This window comes from Pseudomonas sp. DWRC2-2 (genome assembly GCF_049897885.1).
Lineage (GTDB): Bacteria > Pseudomonadota > Gammaproteobacteria > Pseudomonadales > Pseudomonadaceae > Aquipseudomonas > Aquipseudomonas azotoformans_A.
Genome location: NZ_JAFCXD010000002.1, coordinates 700,466 through 718,807, shown reverse-complemented (window position 1 = coordinate 718,807; position 18,342 = coordinate 700,466). Strand labels below are relative to the sequence as shown.

The window sequence follows — 18,342 nt, the reverse complement described above, 5'->3', positions numbered from 1 at the left end:
CAGCCAACATGCTGAAACCTCCAAAACCCAGAGGATTCATCATGAGCGACTCCATCCGCCAACGCGTGCAAGCCCTTGGCCTCACGCTGCCCACCCCAAGCCAGCCAAATGCCAACTACATCAACCATGTCATCAGCCAAAACCAGTTATTCGTTTCCGGACAAATTCCCCTGGTAGACGGCAAGCCCGCCTACATCGGTCGCTTGGGCGAATCCCTCAGTGATGAAGAAGGTGCACAGGCGGCCGAATTGGCGGCTTTGGGCCTGCTGGGGCAACTGAGTAACGCCCTTGGCGACGACTTGTCGCGACTGGTGCGCACCGTGCGCCTGGGTGTATTCATCGTCAGCAGCGGTGATTTCAAACAGCAAAGCGTGGTCGCCAATGGTGCGTCCAACCTGCTGGTGAACGCCCTTGGTGAAAAAGGCCGGCACGTGCGCACCGCCGTAGGTGTGTCCAGCCTGCCGGCCGGTGTGACCGTGGAGGTTGATGCCATTTTCGAGCTACGCCCGTGAGCCCGCTTGAAGTCCAGCGCCTGCGGGACGCCACGCCGGGCTGTCAGTCCGGCATCGTGCACTTCAACCCCGCCGGTGCGTCCCTGCCCAGCCAGGCGACCCTTGATGCGATCATCGAACAACTGCAACGCGAGGCCCGCGACGGCCCGATGGAAGCCGGCGAACAGGGCGCGGTGCTGGTGGAAAAAGCCCGCCGCGCCGCCGCGCTACTGCTCAATGCCCCCGTCGCTTCGATTGCCTTTGCCAGCAGCGGTTCGACCGCCTGGAGCCTGGCGTTCCAAGCCTTGGGGCCCTGGCAACCAGGCGACCGTATTCTGGTAGGCCGTCACGAATGGGGCGGCAACCTGGCCAGCATGGACCTGGCAGTGCAGGCCAGCGCCCGAGTGGAAGTCATCCCTTGCGATGAAACCGGCGCGGTCTGCCCGCTGGCGTTGGAATCGATGGTCGATGCACACGTCAAGCTGATCGACCTCACCTGGCTCCCAGCCAATGGCGGCCTGATCAACCCCGCCCAGGCCATCGGTGAAGTAGCACGGCGGCATGCAATCCCCTACTTCATCGACGCCGGCCAAGCCGTCGGCCAGGTGCCGGTGGATGTACAGGCGTTGCAGTGCGACGTGCTCAAGTCGGCCGGCCGCAAACACCTGCGCGGCCCACGGGGCACCGCGCTGCTGTATGTGCGACCGGACTTTCTTGAACGGTTGAACCCGGCCCAGCGCGACGTGTTTTCAGCACCATGGACCGCCCAGGGTTTTGACCTGCGCAACGACGCACGGCGCTTCGAAACCAGCGAAACTTCTTTCGCCTTGCTGGCAGGCCTGGGCAATGCGTTGCAAGAGATGAATCGCCTGGGCATCGATCGCGTCTGGGAAAGGGTGTCGCAAACCGCCGGGCGAATCCGCGAGGCGTTGCGTGGGATATCAGGCATTACCCTGCATGACCTGGGCACGCAGCAGTCAGGCTTGATCGCCTTCAACCTTGCGGGCTGGGATGCATTCGAACTGAAGCGGCGGCTGGGCCTGAAGCGCATCAATATCGGCGCCAATGGCGTAGCCTACACACCGCTGGATATGCAGGCGCGGGGCCTGGAGAGCGTGGCGCGGATCTCGGTCAGCCCGCTGAATACCGAGCAGGATATCGAGGTGTTGTTAGCCGCCCTGCGCGAATTGCGCGACTAAACCTCGACGTCCACCCACAAGCCCTGGCGCGGGGCATCTTCGATCAGTGGCACCACCGGCACGGTGTTATCGGCGTTGAGTATGTCGCCCGGAATGGCCAGGTGCTGCTCCGGGTCTTCATCGGCTTCACGCCGACGTTTCTGTTGTTCCTGCTGACGGCGTTGTTCTTCGCGCAGCAAAAAAGCCGACGTCTCGGCGTCGCCCTTTTTCAGGTCGATGGTGCTCTCGTTGGAGCCCGGTTGAACTGGCACCACGGGCGGGATATCCGGCTTCTGGCGCACCGGATCGAGTTGTGACGTCACCGGCACAACGCTGACGGGCAGCATGGGTGGCAGCATAGTGATTATTCTCCTGATCAACAGGCTGTCGGCGGGTGGCAGGGCGACTTGAGCGCAGGCTCGCCAAGCTGTGACCCAGTCGACACTCCCAAGTGCCCGCCACCCGTCGATTCGGCTTCCGGCCCCCCACGCAAACGGAGTAGTTTTTGTCAGAGTCCTTGGGCGTGGGGGCTTGTTCCGTTAAGATAGTCGGCTTTTTCACGGCGGGAGTCAGGCAGCATGGCGCAGCAGTATCAACCGGGGCAACGCTGGATTAGTGACAGCGAAGCAGAGCTGGGGTTAGGCACCGTTCTGGCACAGGACGGCCGCTTGTTGACCGTGCTCTATCCGGCCACTGGCGACACTCGCCAGTATGCGCTACGGAATGCGCCCCTCACGCGTGTGAGGTTTTCGCCGGGTGACAGCATCACCCACTTCGAAGGCTGGAAAATGACCGTACAGGAAGTCGACGACGTCGACGGCCTGCTGGTGTACCACGGCCTCAATGGGCAGAACGAGCAGGTCACCCTGCCGGAAACCCAACTGTCCAACTTCATCCAGTTCCGCCTGGCCAGCGACCGCCTGTTCGCCGGGCAGATCGACCCGCTGGCCTGGTTCTCGCTGCGCTACCACACCCTGGAACACACCAGCCGCCAATTGCAGTCCTCGCTGTGGGGCCTGGGTGGCGTGCGTGCACAACCTATTGCTCACCAGTTGCACATCGCCCGTGAAGTCGCTGACCGTATCGCGCCGAGGGTATTGCTGGCCGACGAAGTGGGCCTGGGCAAGACCATCGAAGCCGGCCTGGTGATCCATCGCCAGCTGCTGTCGGGCCGCGCCAACCGTGTGCTGATCCTGGTCCCGGAAAACCTGCAGCACCAATGGCTGGTGGAAATGCGCCGCCGCTTCAACCTGCAGGTTGCGCTGTTCGACGAAGAACGCTTTATCGAAAGCGATGCCACCAACCCGTTCGAAGACACCCAACTCGCCCTGGTCGCGCTGGAATGGCTGGTGGACGACGAGAAGGCCCAGGACGCACTGTTCGCCGCCGGCTGGGACCTGCTGGTCGTCGACGAAGCCCACCACTTGGTGTGGCACGAAGAAAAGGCCAGCCCGGAATACGCACTGGTCGAGCAACTGGCCGAAGTGATTCCAGGCGTGCTGCTGCTGACCGCCACCCCGGAGCAACTGGGCCAGGACAGCCACTTCGCACGCCTGCGCCTGCTCGACCCGAACCGTTTCCACGACCTCGCGGCTTTCCGCGCCGAAAGCGAGAACTATCGCCCGGTCGCCGAAGCCGTGCAGGAGCTGCTGGACAAGGGGCGCCTCTCCCCTGCCGCGCACAAGACCATCCAGGGTTTCCTCGGCAACGAAGGCGAAGCCCTGCTAACCGCCGTCAATGATGGCGACACCGAAGCCAGCGCACGCCTGGTGCGCGAGCTGCTCGACCGTCACGGCACCGGCCGCGTGCTGTTTCGCAACACCCGCGCCGCGGTGCAAGGTTTCCCGGAGCGCAAGCTGCACGCCTACCCGCTGCCAAACCCGGACGAATACCTGGAGTTGCCGCTGGGCGAACACGCCGAGCTGTACCCGGAGGTCAGCTTCCAGTCGCAACCGGACATCGAAGAAGAAAACCGCTGGTGGCGCTTCGACCCACGGGTCGAGTGGCTGATCGACCAGCTGAAAATGCTCAAGCGCACCAAGGTCCTGGTGATCTGCGCCCACGCCGAAACCGCCATGGACCTGGAAGACGCGCTGCGCGTGCGCTCCGGTATTCCGGCCACGGTGTTCCACGAAGGCATGAACATCCTCGAACGTGACCGCGCCGCCGCCTACTTCGCTGATGAGGAGTTTGGCGCCCAGGTGCTGATCTGCTCGGAAATCGGCAGTGAAGGCCGCAACTTCCAGTTCTCCCATCACTTGGTGCTGTTCGACCTGCCGTCCCACCCCGATTTGCTGGAACAGCGCATCGGCCGTCTGGACCGGATCGGCCAGAAACACGTGATCGAACTGCACGTGCCGTACCTGGAAACCAGCCCGCAAGAGCGCTTGTTCCAGTGGTACCACGAAGCGCTCAACGCCTTCCTCAACACCTGCCCGACCGGCAACGCCTTGCAGCATCAGTTCGGCCCACGCCTGCTGCCGCTGCTGGAAAACGCCGACGACGGCGAGTGGCAAGCCCTGATCGACGAGGCCCGTGCCGAGCGCGAGCGTCTTGAAGAAGAGCTGCACACTGGTCGCGACCGCCTGCTGGAACTCAACTCCGGCGGCGCGGGTGAAGGTGATGCGCTGGTCGAGGACATTCTGGAGCAAGACGACCAGTTCGCCCTGCCGATCTACATGGAAACCCTGTTCGACGCGTTCGGCATCGACAGCGAAGACCATTCGGAAAACGCGCTGATCCTCAAACCGAGCGAAAAGATGCTCGACGCCAGCTTCCCTCTGGGCGACGACGAAGGCGTGACCATCACCTACGACCGCAACCAGGCGCTGTCCCGCGAAGACATGCAGTTCATCACCTGGGAACACCCGATGGTGCAAGGCGGCATGGACCTGGTGCTGTCCGGCTCCATGGGCAACACCGCCGTGGCGCTGATCAAGAACAAGGCGCTGAAGCCGGGCACCGTGTTGCTGGAACTGCTCTATGTCAGCGAAGTGGTTGCCCCACGCTCGCTGCAACTGGGCCGCTACCTGCCGCCGGCCGCCCTGCGCTGCTTGCTGGATGCCAATGGCAACGACCTGTCGAGCCGTGTGTCATTCGTGACCCTCAACGACCAGTTGGAAAGCGTGCCACGGGCCAGCGCCAACAAGTTCATCCAGGCCCAGCGCGACCAACTGACGCCACGGATCAACGCGGGTGAAGAGAAGATCACCCCGCAACATGCCGAGCGCGTGGCCGAGGCCAAGCGTCGCCTGGCGGCGGACACCGACGAAGAACTGGCGCGCTTGACCGCGTTGCAAGCGGTCAACCCGACCGTGCGTGACAGTGAGCTGGTGGCCTTGCGTGCCCAACGTGAGCAAGGTTTGGCGATGCTGGATAAGGCTGCGTTGCGACTGGAAGCGATTCGGGTGTTGGTGGCGGGCTGATCACCGCCCTGCCCTGCTGGAAAGAAGAACTGTGGCGAGCGGGCTTGCCCCGCGTTGGGCTGCGAAGCAGCCCCAATAGGATCACCGCGTTTTATTCAGACAAAACGTGGTGCCGGATTTAGGGCCGCTTCGCAGCCCAACGCGGGGCAAGCCCGCTCGCCACGGGTAATCTCAAGCTGTCGCCGCCGTAGCCGGCACCTCCACCCCGCTCAACCCCTCCTTCATCTTCTTGGCATCGCGCACAAAACTGCGCGACGCCTGGAACAAAAACAGCATGGTCAAGAACAGCGCCACCGGGATCAGGTACATGGCGTCATGCAACCCCACCGCTTTATACGCTTCAGTCATCTGCTCCGCCCCGGCCGCATACATCGCCGAATGGGCGAAATGATCGGAGAGCCCACCCACCACGATCGGCCCCATCCCACCGCCCAGTAAGTAAAGCCCGGCAAAAAACAGCGCCATGGCCGTGGCGCGCAGGCGCGGTTCGACCACATCCTGGATCGCCGTGTACACGCAGGTGTAGAAGTTATAGGCGAACAACCAACCCACGCTGAACAGCGCCACAAACACACCAATCTCGATACGCCCGGCGTGCAACGCCCAGGCGGTGGTCACGGTGGAGATGATCAGGCTGAACGCGGCGAACAACAGGCGACCATTGGCAACACGCTGGTGGATCTTGTCAGCGACCCAGCCGCCTAAAGTCAGGCCTACCAGGCCGGTCAACCCGACGATGACGCCCGTGGCGACGGCCGCTTCCTGCAACGGCATCAGGAAATAACGCTGCAGCATCGGCACCAGGAACGAGTTGCAGGCGTAGGTCGCAAAGTTGAAGCACAGCCCAGCCAGCACCAGCCACAGGAAAGTCGGCACCGCCAGTACGCGGCGGATCGGGCGGTCGACGCGCTCCTGGGAAACCTGCACGGTTTCGGCGGCGCCGCGCTTGGGCTCCTTGATATAGAACATGAACACCGCCAGGATCATCCCCGGTACCGCCGCGATAAAGAACGGTGCGCGCCAGCTGTCGAACGCCTTGACCATCCAGCCGATGGTGAAGAACGCCAGCAACAGCCCCAACGGCAGGCCCAGCATGAAAATGCCCATGGCCCGCGCGCGACGGTGCGCCGGGAACAGGTCGCCAATCAGCGAGTTGGCCGCCGGCGCATAACTGGCTTCGCCAATGCCAATGCCCATGCGCACCAGCAGAAACGTCCAGAAACTGCCGACCATGCCGTTGACTGCCGTGAGCCCGCTCCAGGCGAACAGGCCCCAGCCCATCAATTTGCTGCGCGAGCCGGTGTCGGCCAGGCGCCCGAGGGGTAGGCCGGCAATGGCGTAGACGATGGTGAAGGCGGTGCCGATGATGCCGAGCTGGAAGTCGCTCAAGTGCCATTCCATGCGGATTGGCTCGATGATGATCGCCGGAATCGTGCGATCAAAAAAATTGAACAGATTAGCGAGGAACAGCAGGAACAGAATGCGCCAGGCATTCGCCGCTTGGGTCGAGTTCTGCATGGGTCCGTCTCTTTTATTGTTATGAGAGCTGCGATGCCCGATGCATCCTGCCCGGTACCTGCAACATAGTCAGACGGCACCCGGTTGTCTGTAATGATTCGTAAAGCTGATAGGGCATGATTTCGCCCGGCAGCACGGGACTTTACCTACAAAAATATAAGTTCTTGCCCCCCTTCCCAACGGCCATGGCCCGGATAGAATGGCGAGCCTTCCGTAACACCCCACTCCTGTTTTTCTTATCGATGACGCCCATGTCCGAAGCCAGTCCGTGTCTGAATTGCGGTGCCTGCTGTTCACACTTTCGCGTGTCTTTCTTCTGGGGCGAGTGCGCCTCATCGGGGGGCACGGTGCCCGATGATCTGGTGGTGCAGATCAATCACACCCGCGTGGCGATGATCGGCACCGACCAGAAACCGGCACGCTGCTGCAGCCTTGAAGGGGAAGTGGGCCAAGGCACCCGCTGCACGATCTATGATCAGCGCTCCAGTGTGTGCCGCGAATTCGAGTCCTCCTGGTATGAGGGCGTGCACAACGCCGATTGCGATGCAGCCCGCGCCGCGTTTGGCCTGGCGCCGCTGGAAGCGCCCTTCGAACTGGAGCTGCCCATCAGCGCTTAGCATCAAACGCTATGGGTGGCATGCCAAAATCATAGAGAAGCAAAGTGCCATTACAACTTGCGAATTTTCCTACGCGTCTACACTGGTCCTCATAGGTCATCGCCGTAGGCAGTGACGTGACGCTATGACGGGACATGCTATGGAATGGCTGGGTCTGCATTTTTTTACCGAGCTTCCAGAGAGCGGGCACTTATTACTCAATTGCAGTCATAACCCCTTTTTGGTGCTTCTGGCCTATCTGGTCGCCTGTGCGGCGGGTTTCGGCACGCTGGACATGGCCGAACGCGTCGGCCATGTCGAAGACCCCACCGCGCGCCGCCACTGGCGCTGGCTCGGTGCCGGGTGCCTGGCGGGCGGGATCTGGTCGACCCATTTCATCAGCATGCTGGCCTTCCAGGCCCCGATTGCCATCCATTACGAACTGCTTATGACGTTCGCGTCCTTGCTGATCGCGTTGATCGCGTCGCTGATCGCCATGCAAACCCTGAGTCACTCCCACCTGCGCTTCCACCAGTATTTGCTGGCGTCGGTGTGGATGGGCATCGGCATCGCCTTGATGCATTACGTCGGCATGTCGGCCATGCGTTCCCAGGCACAGGTGTATTTCGAAACAAAACTGTTCATGGCCTCGATCGGCATTGCCATCGGCGCCAGCCTGGCTGCCTTGCTGCTGTCGAGTTACCTGCGCAACGGTGCCGGAGTGTTCCACCAGTTGCTTAAATATGCCGCCAGCCTGGTACTCGGCGCGGGCATCCTGAGCATGCATTTCACCGGCATGGCCGCTATGCGCCTGATGGTGCCGACGGGGGCGGACTTGTCGCTGCCGCTGGACAACAATCCGATTCAACTGGGCTTGTCGGTCGCCGTCATCACCCTGCTGGTGATCGGCAGCAGCATCAGCGCGGCCCTGGCCGACAAGAAACTGCAACATAAGGAACGCGATCTGCGTCGGGTCAATGCCCTGCTCAGCGAACTGGACCAGGCCCGCGCCTCGCTGCAACAGGTGGCCCACTACGACGCCTTGACCAGCCTGCTCAACCGAAGAGGCTTCAACCAGATTTTCGCGGAAAAGCTCGCCGAAAAAACCGCCTCCCACGGCATGATGGCGGTGATCTTTCTTGATATCGATCACTTCAAACGCATCAACGACAGCCTCGGGCATGACGCCGGCGACCAGTTGCTCACCGTGCTGGCCGGGCACATCAAGGGCTCGGTACGCAGCCACGCCGATGTGGTTGCGCGGTTTGGCGGCGATGAGTTCTGCATCCTGATCAGCATCCACCACCGCGACGAAGCCCGGCACCTGGCCCAGCGCATCATGCAACAGATGAAAGAACCCATCGAACTGGCCGGCCGGCGCATGGTGATGACCACCAGCATCGGTATCAGCCTGTTTCCCGATGACGGCCTGACCTGCGAAGAACTGCTGAAAACCGCCGACCTGGCGCTGTATCAATCCAAGGATGCCGGGCGCAACAGCCTGAACTTCTTCAGCTCCAACCTGAAAACCCGCGCGTTCCTTGAACTGCAACTGGAAGAGGAACTGCGCGGCGCCCTGCGCGCCCGTAACCAGCTGGTGCTGTTCTATCAACCGATCTTCGACATGAAACTGGGCAAGGTCACCCGGCTGGAAGCGCTGGTGCGCTGGCAACATCCACAGCACGGTTTACTCGCCCCAGACCGCTTTATCGGCATCGCCGAAAGCAACGGCCTGATTGCCGAACTGGACCACTGGGTACTGCGCCAAGCCTGTCATGACCTGAGCCTGCTGTCTGACAGGGGTTATACCGACCTGACCATGGCGGTGAACTGCTCGGCCCTGAACCTGGCCCGCGATGAGCTGGCGGATGAAATCGAAGACGCGTTGCGCTTCAGCGGGATCGGCGCCAACCGCCTGGAACTGGAAGTCACCGAAAACGCCCTGATGGGTAACATCAGCAGTACTTTGGCGTTGCTGCGGCAAATCCGCGCGCTGGGTGTGTCACTGGCCATCGATGACTTTGGCACCGGCTACTCATCCCTCGCTTACCTCAAGCGCTTGCCCCTCAACACCCTGAAGATCGACCGCTCGTTTATCCAGGATATTCCCAAATCCACCGCCGATATCGAGATCGTCCAGGCGGTGATCGGCATGGCCCACACCCTGCACTTGCAAGTGGTAACGGAAGGCGTGGAAACCCAGGCCCAGTTCGAGCTGCTGCACCAGCATGGCTGTGATTTCGTCCAGGGTTACCTGCTGAGTCCGGCGGTGCCAGCCAGTGACATCATCGGCGTGATGCAAGGCATCAACATGCGCAATCCGCTTCACTCCCAGAGCGGGGTGAGCACCAAGGACAGCAGTTCGCCAAAAGAGCCCTCCCCAAGCCGTGGCGGCTCCACGTCCATCGTCAGGCCAATTCGCTGACGCCGATTCTTTGGCATTTCGCCATCATTTGCCTAAAGAACGCCGACGAACGGCCGATTCATCAGAGTCCGGCCAGGTTTTCCCGAAAATACTAGGGTTTAGCCCACTCGCCCAGGACAAGGACGCACTGTAAAGTCGCGAACTCCCATTCCGTGATGGCCCTTTGATAGTTTCAGCCATCCGCCCAGGCACATGGCGCACAATGACTTCTAAAAATAACTCTGCCACCGTGGTATCCGACGTGTTGCTCCCAGCTCCTGCGGACACACCCTCAGGTTCACAGTCATTGAGCACCGCCCGCCCGCTGGCCACCCAGCAATACCTGTACTTCACCGAAACCAATACCGACCGCATCCTCGACAACCTCGACGGCCTGCGCGACATGGTGTTCCCGCGCCCACTCCATCTGGAAGGCGACAACGATCCGCGCAACGAGCAGGAATTCCCCTCGGTGTGCCTGATCGGCCTCGGCCGTTGCGGTTCGAACATCGCGCTCGATGTGGCGGAACTGGTGTACAACGCGCGCAAGTTCTACCTCAACGAATTCAGCAACGAAGACAAGTCGCAGGACAAGGGCTACAGCCCCGCCCAGTGGATCCGCAACAACCTGCGCCTGGGCAGCGGCAAGGCCAGCAAACCGGTGTTCCTGGTGGAGCCGCTGGTAATGCTTGGCGACCTGGACAAGGACATCGCCGGGCGTATCCGTTTCTCGCGCAAGGGCGAAAAAAGCGGCTTTTTGCGCGACTACAGCAAGATGAAAATCATGGACCTGTCTGAAGTCCATGCCGGTGGTGCCGGTAACGCGCCGATCCTCGGCCAGTACCTGGCCAAGATCATCCTCAATAAAGACACCCAGCGTTTTTCCAGCCCTGACTGGAAGATGATCCACTCGTACCTGATCGACTCGTGCGGCATCAAGGCCAACCAGTCGCGCCTGTACTTCTCGATCTTCAGCGCCGGCGGCGGCACCGGCTCGGGCATGGCCTCGGAATTCGGCCTGGCCCAGCAACACTCGTACATGAACAAGACGTTCGACACCAAGCCCGCCGACGAGCACGACAGCAAAAGCGGCCATGCCTTTGTGTTCGAGCCGATCTTCACCAGCGGCATTTGCGTGCTGCCGAACATTTCCGACCACCGTAGCGAAATGTCCGAGGCGCTGCACATCAACGCCGGGCGTTTGCTCTGCAAGTATCTGTCGGAAGAATGGGATTTCTCGTACAACTTCGCCAACGAAGACAGCAGCGAAGCCAGCGTGAAGGGGCGCATCCGGCCGTGGAACGCGATGATGCTGATCTCCAACGACATCATGCGTTATGCCGAAGAAAGCGATGACGGCAACATCCAGAACATTGACGTCAATGCCATGGAAAAACACGCCAACCAGTACATTTCCCAGCAGATTTTCAACATCCTCACGGCCCAGGCGGTGACCACCGACTACGACCAGAACTACTTCCGGCGTGCCGGGATCGACATCGGCGAAACCATCCGCCTGGATGCCAACGACCTGTTCATGAGCCTGGCCGGCCCGGTGGCGATTGCCTACGCCGAATCCGTCGTGCCGGAAACCCCGGCGCCGTCGAGCGACAAGTTCAAGGTGTTCGAGAAAGAGCCGCAACGTCTGAACATCGATGACCTGTTCTTCCGCTCCATCGACCTGCCGCACTTCAACAAAGTCACCCAGGCCATCGAAGGCATCAGCCTGCTGCCGATCGAATCCAAGCGCTACAAGGCGTCGCTGGAGCAGTACAAGAATTCGGGCTACGACGCGGCCGCGTTGCATGACCTGCACTTCTTCAAGAACTGCTCGTCGGTGGTGTCGATTGTTTCGTTACCCAAGGACTACAAACTGTCCTACATGGACCTGAACCGGCTCAAGACCCACCTCAACAGCCTGTTCCCCAACACCACCCTCAAGCGCTATGCCCTGGTGATCGGTGCTTCGGCCAACTTGTCGCTGACCACCTTGATCGCGAAAAGCCCGTGCCTGTCGGATGATTTCCTCACGCTGATCGTAGCCTTCATCAAGCGCTGCTTTGCGCGCAACCCGTACCGGTTCGATGACACGCTGGACAACTCGATCCTGGATTTCATCATCCACGAGGACTTCGACGAAGCCCGTATCGACGAGCTGCTCAACGAGTTCGAAAACCCGGCGAAGATCCTCGATACCAACTGGTACGCGATCAAGCCGATGTATGAGAAGAAGTACCGCGAGCTGATCAACGACAAAGAGAAATTCGTGTCGATCAATGACATTCGCCTGTCGCGGGATTGCGTGAAGAAGGCGATCAAGTACCTGCGCGAGATCTACCGCCACCGCATCGGTAAGACCAAGGTTATTTCGTTGAATAACCACACCGGCAAGACCGCCTGACGCCTGGCGCCTGGCGACGGCGCTGATTGGCGCCGTCGCTGTCTTCAGGCTCTTCGTTGATGCAGGTAGTCGACGATGGCTTGTTCGTCTGCGGACTTCACCGGCCGGGGCAGTTGTTGGGGCCAGCCGGCTTGGTTCGGGCCGAAGAACTTGTTCTGCTCTGCCTCATCCCAACCGCGGATTTCACGCGAAGCCGACTCCCACCAGCCCTGGCGGCACACGGCGTAATAGGGATTCTCAGGCGCCGCGCTGCCGTAGAGCAGGTCGCGCCCGACCCTTTTCAGGTGTTTGCGCTGATTGCGCAGCTTCCATTTGATGAGCAACCGTTGCCAGGCCGTTGGCACGGGCTTGACCTGCGGCACCTCCAGGCAACGCGTCACCAACTCAGGACTGAAGGTTTCGCCATGCAGGCTGAAGAAATGCGCCTGCATGGCGTGGAAGAAGCGCTTCTCGGCGTAATAGTGATGAACGAACTTCCTGGCCTCGCGCACCTTCTTGCCACGCATCGCGAAGGAAATCGCGACTTGCTCGATGGTGTGGATGTCGAATGAACCCTGGGTCCACTCGTCGATCAGGCCAATCGCGGTTTTGAGCAGCGCTGAATCGCTGGCGCGCACGCCGCACAGGCCGCTGTTGTAGAGCTTGAAACTGTTGCTGGCAGAAATGCCGTGGGCGTGCAGGTGCTGGCCCAGCTTGAGGTAGTCCGGGCGTTTGCAGACATAGCTCCAGTCGTACTCGAATTCGTCCATCACATACTGGCCGGGCTCGATCAGTTCGAACACGCGATGAGGGGACTTGAGGAACAGCGTGTCGGTATCGACGAACAGCGTGGTGTCCGCCAGCGTCAAGCCTCGAGCGATCGCACAGGCCTTGCGCCGGTGCAGGTAACCGTTGTCGCCCTGCCATTGGGTCAGAGTCTGCTCGTCCAGCTCGATGGTTTCCACCGGCCAGCCGATAAAATCCTGCGGACGATCGGTCATGACCCGGATACACAGCGACTCACCCGGCTTGAGCCGTGCCAAGGCAGTGAGCATGCTGAATTTGGCTTCACGCCGGTAAACGTCCTGTTTACCGTAGATAAGGTAGAGCAGCTGGTGCGAGGGTTTCGCTGAAGGGGGCAGCGTAGACGGCATGATGGGCTCCGGGTGACAGGCTGCGCACTTTACCGGAATTCCATGTCTTCCTACTGCCAAGATCCGACAATCGCCAGGCTTTTTAAACACCGAGAAACAATTCTTCCCCGCTGTCAGCCGTGGAAAAACTGTTCCCATGACGTGCGCGTCACCTTGGGCTGTGACCTTTCTCCACGGCAAGATGCCATCACGGCGTCAGCGGTTACCCCGCTACACACTTTCAAACCTGAAATTCACGCACCGTTTCAGTGCCTACTTGGAAGACGCTGCCCTTTCCTGGATCAGGATCCACGGCGAAACCACCACTGCCCACAGGCTCGGATCGCGCTCCACCAGGTCCAGCGCCCGCGTCGCAGACACCTCGCCCAGGCTGCCAGAGGCCAGCCAGGCAGCGACTTTGTCGCGGTTGTCCTCGGCCATTCCCTCCGCGGCTTCGATCAAATCCAGGCCTGCGTCGACCCACAATAGGGCACCCTTTGCGAAGAATGGCTCAAGCTCCTTCCAGGATATTTCGGCGGTTTCACCAAGCAGCTTGGCATAGAGGGTGCTAGGTTCTTGCGTCATGGGAATTCACCTGAGTAAAAAACGGCGCAATCATAACGTCGTGGCCCTGGTAGAAAAACCCAGTTGCAAATGAGTCACCGAGAGAAAGTGTCAGGAAAGCCAAGGATTGCCCGAAACTCTGGCATCACACCGCCGCAATTCTGTCTTTTTCTTTCATTTAAGCGACATACCCGGGTTTTGCCCCCAGCAGCCAGCTTTTCAAGCGATCAACCGGCGCTCTACACTGTACCGGTACAGTTGCCAGGGCACTGCCGGGGGGATATCCGAGATATCTGATCCGGTTCTGCAGCTCACAAGGCCGCTAGAACTATAAAAAATACAACAGTAAGAGTGGAGCACTATGAATAAGGCTACTAAGCAGATTTCCAAACTGTTTGCCGCTATGGTCCTGGCTGGGGTTGCCGGCCATTCGTTCGCAGCCGACACCATCAAGATCGGTATCGCAGGGCCTAAGACCGGTCCAGTGACGCAATACGGCGACATGCAATTCATGGGTGCCAAACAAGCCATCGCCGATATCAACGCCAAGGGCGGCGTCGACGGCAAAATGCTTGAGGCCAAGGAATACGACGACGCTTGCGATCCTAAACAAGCCGTTGCCGTCGCCAACAAAGTGGTCAACGACGGCGTCAAGTTCGTGGTCGGTCACCTCTGCTCCAGCTCCACTCAACCCGCTTCCGACATCTATGAAGACGAAGGCGTGATCATGATTACCCCGGCTGCCACCAGCCCGGAAATCACCGCCCGTGGCTACAAGCTGATCTTCCGCACCATCGGCCTGGACAGCGCCCAAGGCCCGGCCGCCGGCAACTACATTGCCGACCACGTGAAGCCGAAGATCGTTGCCGTCCTGCACGACAAGCAGCAATACGGTGAAGGCATCGCCACCGCCGTTAAACAGACCCTCGAGAAAAAAGGCACCAAGGTTGCTGTCTTCGAAGGCCTGAACGCCGGCGACAAAGACTTCTCCTCGATCATCCAGAAACTCAAGCAAGCCAACGTCGACTTCGTCTACTACGGCGGCTACCACCCTGAGTTGGGCCTGATCCTGCGTCAAGCCAAGGAAAAAGGCCTGAACGCCAAGTTCATGGGCCCGGAAGGCGTCGGCAACGACTCCATCTCGCAAATCGCCCAGGGCGCTTCCGAAGGCCTGCTGGTGACCCTGCCTAAATCCTTCGACACCGACCCGGCCAACAAAGCCATCGTTGAAGAGTTCGCCAAGAACAAGCAGGACCCAACAGGTCCGTTCGTGTTCCCAGCCTACTCGGCCATCGAAGTGATCGCCGGCGGTATTGCCGCTGCGAAGAGCGAAGACACCGCCAAAGTGGCAGCCGCCATCCACGCGGGCACCTTCAAGACCCCTACCGGCGACCTGAGCTTCGACGCCAAGGGCGACCTGAAGGACTTCAAATTCGTGGTCTACGAATGGCACTTCGGTAAACCAAAAACCGAAGTTTCCCCTCAGTAAGCCAGGCGTTACTGGTCCAACAAGCCCACTGTGAGAGCAGTGGGCTTTGTTTTACGAGGTTTATGGGCCTGTCACCCGCGATCCGGGCGCTGGCTCACCTGAAAATCTTAAAACCGTCACCAGCGGTTCGCTGGCAAACGCTTTGTGCAACCTGGTCACAGAACAGGGCACAGGCCGGAAATGACTCCACCAGTGAAATGCGTATCGGGTTTTTAGGAGCGCTGTAATGCCTGAGATCTATCATTTTTTCCAACAGCTGGTTAATGGCCTGACCATTGGCAGCACCTATGCCTTGATAGCCATTGGCTACACAATGGTTTACGGCATCATTGGAATGATCAACTTCGCCCATGGCGAGGTGTACATGATTGGTTCCTACGTGGCCTTTATCGCCCTTGCCGGGTTGGCCATGATGGGTATCCACTCCCTGCCGCTGTTGATGACCGCCGCGTTCCTGGCGTCGATCGTCGTGACCAGTGCCTATGGCTACAGTATCGAGCGCGTTGCCTATCGTCCCTTGCGTGGCAGCAACCGTCTGATCCCGCTGATTTCCGCCATCGGCATGTCGATTTTCCTACAGAACACCGTATTGCTGTCCCAGGACTCCAAGGACAAGTCCATTCCCAACCTGATCCCGGGGAGCATCTCCTTCGGCCCAGGTGGCGCACAAGAAGTGCTGATTTCGTACATGCAGATCCTGGTCTTTGTCGTCACCCTGGTGGCGATGCTGGGCCTGACCCTGTTCATCTCTCGCTCCCGTCTGGGGCGCGCCTGCCGGGCTTGCGCCGAAGACATCAAGATGGCCAACCTGCTGGGCATCAACACCAACAACATCATCGCCCTGACCTTCGTGATCGGTGCCGCACTGGCTGCCGTTGCGGCGGTGCTGCTAAGCATGCAGTACGGCGTGATCAACCCCAACGCCGGTTTCCTGGTAGGCCTCAAGGCCTTTACTGCGGCGGTATTGGGCGGCATCGGCAGTATCCCGGGCGCGATGCTCGGTGGCCTGGTGCTGGGTGTGGCCGAAGCCTTTGGCGCCGATATCTTCGGTGACCAGTACAAGGACGTCGTGGCGTTCGGCCTGTTGGTTCTGGTGCTGTTGTTCCGTCCGACCGGCATCCTGGGCCGTCCGGAGGTTGAGAAAGTATGAGCAGATATCTTAAATCGGCGTTTTTCAGCGCCTTGCTGGTATGGGCCGTGGCCTTTCCGGTACTCGGCCTCAAGCTGAGCATTGTCGGCATCAACCTGGAAGTGCATGGCACCGGTCCCGTGACCCTGACCATCATCGCCCTGTGTTCGGTGCTGATGTTCCTGCGCGTGCTGTTCACCCAGCAGGTCGGCGCCCTGTTCAAGGGCAACCGTGGCCCGTTGGTATCACCCAAGGTCAGCCAGTTCCTGACCCTGCCGCGTACCCAGCGCTACATCATCATCGGCCTGATCGTGGCCGCGTTGATCTGGCCGTTCTTCGGCTCGCGCGGCGCGGTCGACATCGCCACCCTGATCCTGATCTACGTGTTGCTGGGCCTTGGCCTGAACATCGTGGTGGGCCTGGCCGGCTTGCTCGACCTGGGTTACGTGGGCTTCTACGCCGTGGGTGCCTACACCTACGCGCTGCTCTCGCACTACCTGGGCTGGGGCTTCTGGATCTGTCTGCCCTTGGCGGGCATGGCGGCGGCTACATTCGGCTTCCTGCTGGGCTTCCCGGTGTTGCGCCTGCGCGGTGACTACCTGGCGATCGTGACCCTGGGCTTCGGTGAAATCATCCGGCTGTTCCTGCGTAACCTCACCGACATCACCGGCGGCCCCAACGGCATCAGCAGCATCCCCAAGCCTACCTTCTTCGGGCTGACGTTTGACCGTAGCGCTGCAGAAGGCATGCAGACCTTCCACGAGTACTTCGGGATCGACTACAACCCGGTGAGCAAAGTGGTGTTCCTGTACCTGGTGGCGCTGCTGCTGGCACTGGCTGCATTGTTCGTGATCAACCGCCTGCTGCGCATGCCGATCGGCCGTGCGTGGGAAGCGCTGCGCGAAGATGAAATCGCCTGCCGTGCACTGGGCATGAACCCGACAGTCATCAAGCTTTCGGCCTTCACCCTCGGGGCAACGTTTGCCGGTTTCGCCGGCAGCTTCTTCGCCGCTCGCCAAGGCCTGGTGACGCCGGAGTCGTTCACCTTCATCGAGTCGGCGATCATCCTCGCCATCGTGGTACTGGGTGGCATGGGCTCGCAACTGGGCGTGATCCTGGCGGCGATCGTGATGATCCTGCTGCCGGAAATGATGCGTGAGTTCAGCGAATACCGCATGTTGATGTTCGGCGCCATGATGGTGCTGATGATGATCTGGCGTCCTCAAGGCCTGCTGCCCATGCAACGTCCACACATGGAGCTGCGCAAATGAGCCGCGAGATCCTGAAAGTCGAAAATCTGAGCATGCGCTTCGGCGGCTTGCTGGCGGTCAACGGCGTGGCCCTGACCGTGAAAGAGAAACAAGTGGTAGCGTTGATCGGCCCCAACGGCGCCGGCAAGACCACGGTGTTCAACTGCCTCACCGGTTTCTACAAGCCAAGCGGTGGCAGCATCCTGCTGGACGGCCAGCCGATCCAGGGCCTGGCCGGTCACGAAATCGCCCGCAAGGGCGTGGTGCGGACCTTCCAGAACGTGCGGTTGTTCAAGGACATGACGGCGGTCGAGAACCTGTTGATTGCCCAGCACCGTCACTTGAACACCAACTTCTTCGCGGGCCTGTTCAAAACTCCGGCGTTCCGCAAGAGCGAGCGCGAGGCCATGGAGTACGCCGAGTACTGGCTGGACAAGGTCAACCTGACCGAGTTTGCCAACCGCCCGGCCGGCACCCTGGCCTACGGTCAGCAACGTCGCCTGGAAATCGCCCGCTGCATGATGACCCGCCCGCGGATCCTCATGCTCGACGAACCCGCGGCTGGCCTGAACCCCAAGGAAACCGAAGACCTCAAGGCGCTGATCAGTGTGTTGCGTGAAGAAAACAACGCCACGGTGTTGTTGATCGAACACGACATGAAACTGGTCATGAGCATTTCCGACCACATCGTGGTGATCAACCAGGGCACGCCTTTGGCCAACGGGACGCCGGAGCAGATCCGCGACAATCCTGAAGTGATCAAAGCCTATTTGGGGGAAGCGTAA

General features: G+C 60.3%; 14 protein-coding genes. 10 read left to right on the top strand and 4 right to left on the bottom strand.

Annotated elements, in window-relative coordinates:
• Nucleotides 1-41: 41 nt before the first annotated feature.
• Entirely contained in the window at nt 42-512 is a 471-nt protein-coding gene (locus ACP7EW_RS11860) for a RidA family protein (protein WP_426217187.1), read from the top strand.
• Nucleotides 509-1,690: an aminotransferase class V-fold PLP-dependent enzyme gene (locus ACP7EW_RS11855; RefSeq protein WP_426217185.1), complete on the top strand. Its 1,182-nt coding sequence runs from the start codon at nt 509-511 to the stop codon at nt 1,688-1,690. The genes ACP7EW_RS11860 and ACP7EW_RS11855 overlap by 4 nt, the downstream gene beginning before the upstream one ends.
• Here the strand turns inward: ACP7EW_RS11855 and ACP7EW_RS11850 are convergent.
• A complete protein-coding gene (locus ACP7EW_RS11850; protein ID WP_033902733.1) occupies nt 1,687-2,028 on the bottom strand; it encodes a hypothetical protein in 342 nt (113 codons plus the stop codon). The genes ACP7EW_RS11855 and ACP7EW_RS11850 overlap by 4 nt on opposite strands.
• A gap of 219 nt (nt 2,029-2,247) precedes the next feature.
• Between ACP7EW_RS11850 and rapA the strand changes: the two genes are divergently transcribed.
• Nucleotides 2,248-5,094 (top strand): RNA polymerase-associated protein RapA, encoded by a 2,847-nt coding sequence (gene rapA / locus ACP7EW_RS11845; protein WP_426217183.1) that lies wholly within the window; start codon nt 2,248-2,250, stop codon nt 5,092-5,094.
• A gap of 171 nt (nt 5,095-5,265) precedes the next feature.
• On the opposite strand, the gene ACP7EW_RS11840 is transcribed toward rapA, so the two are convergent.
• The gene (locus tag ACP7EW_RS11840) at nt 5,266-6,612 is read right to left on the bottom strand and encodes a spinster family MFS transporter (protein ID WP_426217181.1); all 1,347 of its coding nucleotides are present in this window, start codon (nt 6,610-6,612) and stop codon (nt 5,266-5,268) included.
• Nucleotides 6,613-6,863: 251 nt separating this feature from the next.
• Between ACP7EW_RS11840 and ACP7EW_RS11835 the strand changes: the two genes are divergently transcribed.
• The 3 genes from ACP7EW_RS11835 (at nt 6,864) to ACP7EW_RS11825 (ending at nt 12,013) form a co-directional block, all read left to right on the top strand.
• The gene (locus tag ACP7EW_RS11835) at nt 6,864-7,229 is read left to right on the top strand and encodes a YkgJ family cysteine cluster protein (RefSeq protein WP_061435592.1); all 366 of its coding nucleotides are present in this window, start codon (nt 6,864-6,866) and stop codon (nt 7,227-7,229) included.
• 139 nt (nt 7,230-7,368) lie between these two features.
• Nucleotides 7,369-9,633: a putative bifunctional diguanylate cyclase/phosphodiesterase gene (locus ACP7EW_RS11830; RefSeq protein WP_426217178.1), complete on the top strand. Its 2,265-nt coding sequence runs from the start codon at nt 7,369-7,371 to the stop codon at nt 9,631-9,633.
• A gap of 202 nt (nt 9,634-9,835) precedes the next feature.
• Nucleotides 9,836-12,013 (top strand): hypothetical protein, encoded by a 2,178-nt coding sequence (locus ACP7EW_RS11825; RefSeq protein WP_426217176.1) that lies wholly within the window; start codon nt 9,836-9,838, stop codon nt 12,011-12,013.
• Between the two features lie 44 nt (nt 12,014-12,057).
• Here the strand turns inward: ACP7EW_RS11825 and ACP7EW_RS11820 are convergent, their stop codons facing one another.
• Both ACP7EW_RS11820 and ACP7EW_RS11815 read right to left on the bottom strand, forming a co-directional pair.
• A complete protein-coding gene (locus ACP7EW_RS11820; RefSeq protein WP_426217174.1) occupies nt 12,058-13,146 on the bottom strand; it encodes a hypothetical protein in 1,089 nt (362 codons plus the stop codon).
• Nucleotides 13,147-13,398: 252 nt separating this feature from the next.
• Nucleotides 13,399-13,710 (bottom strand): DUF2288 domain-containing protein, encoded by a 312-nt coding sequence (locus ACP7EW_RS11815; RefSeq protein ID WP_177050889.1) that lies wholly within the window; start codon nt 13,708-13,710, stop codon nt 13,399-13,401.
• Nucleotides 13,711-14,050: 340 nt separating this feature from the next.
• Here ACP7EW_RS11815 and ACP7EW_RS11810 point away from each other — a divergent pair, with 340 nt between their 5' ends.
• The 4 genes from ACP7EW_RS11810 to livG all read left to right on the top strand — a co-directional run bounded on the left by ACP7EW_RS11810 (nt 14,051) and on the right by livG (nt 18,342).
• Nucleotides 14,051-15,178 carry a branched-chain amino acid ABC transporter substrate-binding protein gene (locus ACP7EW_RS11810; RefSeq protein WP_016975069.1) on the top strand — a complete coding sequence of 376 codons (1,128 nt, stop codon included), beginning with the start codon at nt 14,051-14,053 and terminating at the stop codon, nt 15,176-15,178.
• 226 nt (nt 15,179-15,404) lie between these two features.
• Nucleotides 15,405-16,328, top strand: a complete 924-nt coding sequence (livH, locus tag ACP7EW_RS11805; protein WP_028619257.1) for a high-affinity branched-chain amino acid ABC transporter permease LivH — start codon at nt 15,405-15,407, stop codon at nt 16,326-16,328.
• A complete protein-coding gene (locus ACP7EW_RS11800; RefSeq protein WP_016975068.1) occupies nt 16,325-17,578 on the top strand; it encodes a high-affinity branched-chain amino acid ABC transporter permease LivM in 1,254 nt (417 codons plus the stop codon). The genes livH and ACP7EW_RS11800 overlap by 4 nt, the downstream gene beginning before the upstream one ends.
• Nucleotides 17,575-18,342 (top strand): high-affinity branched-chain amino acid ABC transporter ATP-binding protein LivG, encoded by a 768-nt coding sequence (livG, locus tag ACP7EW_RS11795; protein ID WP_010212365.1) that lies wholly within the window; start codon nt 17,575-17,577, stop codon nt 18,340-18,342. Before ACP7EW_RS11800 ends, livG begins: the two co-directional genes overlap by 4 nt.